Origin of the sequence: Pantoea conspicua (assembly GCF_002095315.1) — a bacterium.
Classification (GTDB): domain Bacteria; phylum Pseudomonadota; class Gammaproteobacteria; order Enterobacterales; family Enterobacteriaceae; genus Pantoea; species Pantoea conspicua.
In genome coordinates this window covers 1-5,645 of the sequence record NZ_MLFN01000091.1, presented here as the reverse complement: position 1 = coordinate 5,645, position 5,645 = coordinate 1, and the positions used below count along the sequence as shown (strand labels likewise).

Genomic DNA, 5,645 nt, shown 5'->3' with positions numbered 1-5,645 from the left:
CCGCCGATGGGAAACCATCCGAGAGTTCGAATCTCTCCTCCTCCGCCATATTTTACAGAACAGGCCAGCACAATGTGCTGGCCTGTTCTGTTTCTGCGATCCCCCTTCCGCATTTCTGAAATTCTCCCGTTTAGCTTTCCGATCAGGGCGGCAGCGTTCATCTGCCCGGTGCATCTCTGCTATAGTCCACTCACTGTTTTTGTAAACATCTGGCGATTTTCCTGGATGAGCTGGGTTACACTGGTTAGCACTTCGCTCTGAGGCGAGCTAATCGGTTGATAGCCAGAGTGTTTCTCTACTGAATGAATGGAATAGGCACAATGATCAAGAAACTGAGTCTTTGCGCATTATCAGTGCTGGCCGCATTGCCCGTCGGAACGGTGGCCTTCGCCGCTGATGGCGACATGCAACTGCAACAGGTGCTGATGTTAAGTCGACATAATCTGCGTGCGCCGCTGGCGGATAATGGCAGCGTGCTGGAGCAGTCGACCAAAAAAAGCTGGCCGCAGTGGGATGTGCCCGGTGGACAGCTGACCACCAAAGGTGGCGTGCTGGAAATCTACATGGGTAACTACACCCGTCAGTGGCTGGCACAGCAGGGTCTGGTGAAGAATGGCAGCTGTCCTGACAGCAATAACGTCTTCGTTTACGCCAACAGCCTGCAACGGACCGTCGCCACCGCCCAGTTCTTTGTCAATGGTGCCTTCCCAGGCTGTGACGTCGCCGTCACCCATCAGGATGCGATGGGGACCATGGATCCGATCTTCAATCCGGTGATCACCGATGGCAGCGAGGCTTTCAACAAGCAGGCACTGGCTGATATGGCCGCTGCCAATGAAAAGCTGTCGCTGAAGCCTGCATTCCAGCGGCTGGAAAAGATCGTCGATTATAAATCTTCACCGGCCTGTAATAACAAAAAGCAGTGCGATTTCAGCAGTGGTCAGAACAGCTTCAGTGCTGAAAATGGCAAAGAACCCAACGTCAGCGGCCCGTTAAAAGTGGGTAACTCGCTGATGGACGCCTTTACGCTGCAATATTATGAAGGTTTCCCGCTGGATCAGGTCGCGTGGGGCCAGATCAAAACGCCAGAGCAGTGGAAAGAGCTGTCGGCGATTAAAAATGGTTATCAGGACACGCTGTTCACCAGCCCGGTCATTGCCCGTGAAGTGGCGGCACCGCTGGTGGATTACATCCGTAGCCAGTTAGTCGATCAGGATAAGGCCAATGCGCCAAAAGTGACCCTGATGGTGGGCCACGATTCTAACATCGCCTCATTACTGAGCGCGTTGCAGGTTAAGCCGTATGAGCTGCCCGATACCTATGAAAAAACGCCGATTGGCGGTCAGGTGGTATTTGAGCGCTGGCACGATGCTAAAAATGACAAAGATCTGCTGAAAGTTGAGTATGTCTACCAGAGCGCCGATCAGCTGCGTGATGCCGATGTGCTGAGCCTGAAAAATCCGCCGAAGCGCGTCACTCTGCAACTGACCGGTTGTCAGGCCGATGCCAATGGCTATTGCAGCTGGGATCAGTTCTCGCAAGTGCTGAATGCCGCTCTGCAGGGTACGCCAATGCAGCCTGCCGCCGCGCCACAACCGGCCGCGACTCAGCGTGATAGCAATGCGGCACCGGCCACTGGCGATGCGGCTAACAGCCCGACTGACAAGCCTGCTGACAAGGCGAAGGCCGACAACGCCGCGGCGGATAAAGCCAAAGCAGAGAAGGCAGACGCGGATAAAGCGGCGGCTGAAAAAGCGAAGACAGAAAAAGCGAAGACAGAAAAAGCGAAGACAGAAAAAGCGGAAGCCGATAAAGCGGCAGCTGAAAAAGCCAAAGCTGACAAAGTCGCAGCGGATAAAGCGGCGGCAGAAAATGCCAAAGCAGAGAAAGCAGACGCTGAAAAAGCCGCGGCTGAAAAAGCCAAAGCCGATAACGCGGCAGCCAGTCAGTCCGCCAGCAGCGCGCAAAACGACGGTGAAAAATCTGTGGCAACAGCCGCACAGTAATTCTTTTTGCCGCTGTAAAATAAAAACCCCGTCGAAACGGGGTTTTTTTATGGCTGAAGCCCGATTAACCGGAGACTACCACCAGTTTCTGATTGGCAAACTCTTTAATGCCGAGATCAGAGAGTTCACGACCGTAGCCGGAACGTTTAACCCCACCAAACGGCAGTTCAGCCGAGGTGTCGCTTTGCGAATTGATAAACACCATGCCGGTTTCAATCGCTGAAGCCAGCTTGCGGCCGCGGGCGATATCGCGGGTCCAGACCGATCCGCCCAAACCGTAGTGCGAATCGTTGGCCAGCGCGACGGCGGCCTGATCGTCACCCACCACATAGACCTGCGCAACCGGGCCGAAAAACTCCTGATAGTAAGCCGGATTATCCGGCGTAATGCCGGTGAGCAGGGTAGGCTGGTAATAACAGCCGACGCCCGCAACTGCTTTCCCGCCGGTGACCAGCTGGGCGCCATGCGCGACGGCTTCATCTACCTGTTTCACCAGACGGTCACGCGCATCGCTGGAGGAAAGTGGACCCAGCGTGGTTTTTTCATCCAGCGGATCGCCCAGCGTGACAGAACTCAGCGCTGCGCTGAACTGGCTGATAAAACGGTCGGCAATTTTTTCATGCAGAATAAAACGTTTGGCAGCGGTACAGACCTGCCCGCAGTTACTCAGGCGCGCCTGCACGCCCTGGCGCACCGCTTCATCAAGATCGGCGTCGTCCAGCACCACGAACACGTCATTGCCGCCCAGTTCGAGGGTCGATTTTTTCAGGTGCTTACCGGCCTGTTGCGCCACCGCACTGCCTGCCCGTTCTGAACCCGTCAGCGCCACGCCCTGAACCCGGTCATCGGCAATGAGATCTGCCACCTGATCGGTCGAGATAAACAGGTTGGTCCAGGCACCTTCAGGCGCACCGGCTTCCCGCACCAGCTTTTCAAACACGTCCGCACAGTGCGGGACGATATTGGCATGTTTCGCCAGTACCGGATTACCCAGTGCCAGGTTAGGTGCCAGTACCCGCATCAGCTGGTAGTAAGGGAAATTCCACGGCTCCACCGCCACCAGTACGCCAATCGGGTGATACTCCACCCAGGCTTCGCCCAGTTCGCTGGGGTAGGACTGTGGCTTCAGGATCCGTTCAGCATGTTCGGCGTAGTAGCGCGCAATCTGCGCACAGATTTTTACTTCGCCCCGGCTCTGACCAATCAGTTTGCCCATCTCTTTACTGGCAATGGTGGCCAGCTCTTCCGCACGGCTATCAATCAGATCAGCCAGTTTGTGCAACACCTGCAGTCGGGGCTGAATATCGCCTTTGCTCCAGTCTGAGTGGAACAGGCGATCGGCGACCTCCAGCGCATGGCTGACGGCCGCCTCATCATGAGATGGCCAGCTTTTCAGCAACTGGTTGTTCGCGGGATTAATGCTTTGATAGGAAGACATCGCGTGCTCCTTGGTCAGTTAAAAAATCGAGGCGGGAGATCCCCGCCCCTGAATTACACGTTTTTACGTTCTACTGTTTTATCATCCCAGGTCAGGACATCTTTATCGGTTTTTTCAAAGGCACGAATCAGCACGTCGTCACTGCCTTGCTGGCGCCAGATCTCTTCGGCAAGCCGCTCATCGTAATTGGCCACTTCAAAAATGGCCTCGGCGATTTCAGGCGAGGTATGACGCAGACTGGCCCATTCGCCAACGTGATGTGCTTTTGTTTGTTCAGTAGCCATAATGTTCTCCTTCGATGAATTCAGTCCTTCAGTTTACGGTCAGCCCGGCAACATGTTCACCCTGATAACGGGCGATATTCAGTTCCTCTTCCGTGGGCTGACGCGATCCATCCCCGCCCGCCAGCGTCGAGGCGCCATAAGGCGTACCGCCGCGGGTGCGGGAAATATCAAACATTTCCGGCGTGCCATAACCGATTGGGACGATCACCATGCCGTGATGTGCCAGCGTGGTCCAGACCGAGGTAATCGTCAGTTCCTGACCGCCGCCGGTTCCGGTTGAGGTGAAGACACTGCCGACCTTGCCATGCAGTGCGCCGGAAGCCCACAATCCGCCGGTGCGATCCCAGAAGTTACGCATCTGCCCCGACATATTGCCGAAGCGGGTCGGGGTACCGACGATAATCGCGTCATACTGCGTCAACAATTCAGGCGTCGCCTCTGCGGCCGCCTGCCCGGTTTTACCGCCCACCTGTGCAAAGCGCGCGGCATCCATCGTCTCCGGTACTCGCAGGATATCCACTTCTGCCCCAGGCACCCGACGCGCGCCTTCCGCTACTGCCTTCGCCATCGTTTCGACATGTCCATACATTGAGTAGTAGAGCACCAGAATCTTAGCCATTAATCTCTCCAGGTGGGTTTGACGTCCTGAAAAGTATAGAAGAGCTTTTGTTTCACGTCGGCGATGCGTGGTTGCACGCTGGCCAGGTGGGTAATAAACCCACAGGCAATCGGTTGTAAACCGACAGAATGTGCGTTGTTTAACCAAACCAGTAGTGAATAGTCTGTTGCGAAATGTGACTATTGCCGTAGCGAAAACAGAAATTGACTATTATTTAATCATGGCTGGGCGCGGTGTTAGCGCCGTCAGCCACAGGTTGCTTTCATTTCTTCATTTATCGCGTTACGCGACAGGAGTAGACCATGGCATCACATCGTGGAGGTTCAGGTAATTTTGCCGAAAACCGTGAGCGTGCTGCAGAAGCGGGACGAAAAGGCGGTAAAAACAGCGGCGGCAATTTTAAAAACGATCCGCAACGTGCTGCCCGCGCTGGCGAGAAAGGCGGGCGCAGCAGTAGTAAAAAAACCGATGATGAATAACCCTCTGTTCCGCCGGTAAAACCGGCGGTTAACGCCGTTGCTTTTCCCCCGTTCACTCCGCACAATAAGCCCGAACACATCATCAGGTGAAATATGTCGGACGCACTCCGCGGTTTATCCCTGCGCCTAACGCGCCAGGAGCTGGTATTACTCTTTATAACCATGGTCTGGGGCGGTACCTTTCTGGTAGTCCACCGCGCGATGCAGCATTCCGGTCCGTTTTTCTTTGTCGGACTGCGCTTTGCCACGGCGGCGCTGCTGCTGGCGCTGGTTTTCCGCCGTTACCTGGCCGCCATCAGCTGGCTGGAACTCAAAGCCGGTACCCTGATTGGCCTGTCGATTGCTGGCGGTTACGGATTGCAGACCTGGGGGATGCAGACCATCTCCAGCAGCCAGTCGGCGTTTCTCACTGCGCTCTATGTGCCGGTGGTGCCGCTGCTGCAGTGGCTTTTTTTACGTCGTCCGCCGGGGCTGATGTCGTGGCTCGGCATCGTGCTGGCGTTTACCGGCCTGCTGCTGGTGGCCGGACCGCAGGATGGCCGCATCAGCCTGAACGCCGGTGAGCTGGCAACCCTGCTCAGCACTCTGGCGATTGCTGCTGAGATCATCTTAATCAGCCGCTATGCTGGTCAGGTTGATGTACGCCGTGTCACGTTGATTCAGCTGGCGGTGGCCTCGCTGTGCGCTTTCGCGCTGATGGTACCCAATGGTGAAACGGTACCGGCGCTGTCGACGCCGTTGCTGCTTAGCGCGCTGGGGCTCGGGGCCGCCAGCGCCTTAATTCAGGTCACCATGAACTGGGCGCAGCGCAGCGTGTCA

Annotated in this window: 6 protein-coding genes; 3 read left to right on the top strand and 3 right to left on the bottom strand. The window is 56.0% G+C overall.

Translation table 11 applies throughout. The annotated features are described in order from the left end of the window. The first annotated feature begins 320 nt into the window (after positions 1-320). Entirely contained in the window at positions 321-2,006 is a 1,686-nt protein-coding gene (agp, locus tag HA41_RS19130; protein ID WP_208612779.1) for a bifunctional glucose-1-phosphatase/inositol phosphatase, read from the top strand. Positions 2,007-2,070: 64 nt separating this feature from the next. Here the strand turns inward: agp and HA41_RS19125 are convergent, their stop codons facing one another. The 3 genes from HA41_RS19125 to wrbA are packed head-to-tail and all read right to left on the bottom strand — an operon-like array spanning position 2,071 to position 4,347. Then, on the bottom strand, positions 2,071-3,444 hold the full coding sequence (locus tag HA41_RS19125) for an NAD-dependent succinate-semialdehyde dehydrogenase (RefSeq protein WP_094122076.1): 1,374 nt from the start codon (positions 3,442-3,444) through the stop codon (positions 2,071-2,073). 53 nt (positions 3,445-3,497) lie between these two features. Then, positions 3,498-3,728: a YccJ family protein gene (locus HA41_RS19120; protein WP_094122075.1), complete on the bottom strand. Its 231-nt coding sequence runs from the start codon at positions 3,726-3,728 to the stop codon at positions 3,498-3,500. Positions 3,729-3,756: 28 nt separating this feature from the next. Continuing rightward, positions 3,757-4,347 (bottom strand): NAD(P)H:quinone oxidoreductase, encoded by a 591-nt coding sequence (wrbA, locus tag HA41_RS19115; RefSeq protein WP_094122074.1) that lies wholly within the window; start codon positions 4,345-4,347, stop codon positions 3,757-3,759. A 302-nt stretch (positions 4,348-4,649) separates the two neighbouring features. Between wrbA and HA41_RS19110 the strand changes: the two genes are divergently transcribed. Continuing rightward, positions 4,650-4,826: a con-10 family general stress protein gene (locus HA41_RS19110; RefSeq protein WP_069728130.1), complete on the top strand. Its 177-nt coding sequence runs from the start codon at positions 4,650-4,652 to the stop codon at positions 4,824-4,826. A 93-nt stretch (positions 4,827-4,919) separates the two neighbouring features. Further along, positions 4,920-5,645, top strand: a 726-nt coding sequence (locus tag HA41_RS19105; protein ID WP_094122078.1) for a DMT family transporter, incomplete at its 3' end; no start/stop codon positions are given.

What these genes read in the sequence shown, in the direction of transcription:
- HA41_RS19125 (WP_094122076.1), bottom strand. Translation starts at nt 3,444, where the DNA reads ATGTCTTCCTATCAAAGCATTAATCCCGCGAACAACCAGTTGCTGAAA.
- wrbA (WP_094122074.1), bottom strand. Translation starts at nt 4,347, where the DNA reads ATGGCTAAGATTCTGGTGCTCTACTACTCAATGTATGGACATGTCGAA.
- HA41_RS19120 (WP_094122075.1), bottom strand. Translation starts at nt 3,728, where the DNA reads ATGGCTACTGAACAAACAAAAGCACATCACGTTGGCGAATGGGCCAGT.
- agp (WP_208612779.1), top strand. Translation starts at nt 321, where the DNA reads ATGATCAAGAAACTGAGTCTTTGCGCATTATCAGTGCTGGCCGCATTG.
- HA41_RS19110 (WP_069728130.1), top strand. Translation starts at nt 4,650, where the DNA reads ATGGCATCACATCGTGGAGGTTCAGGTAATTTTGCCGAAAACCGTGAG.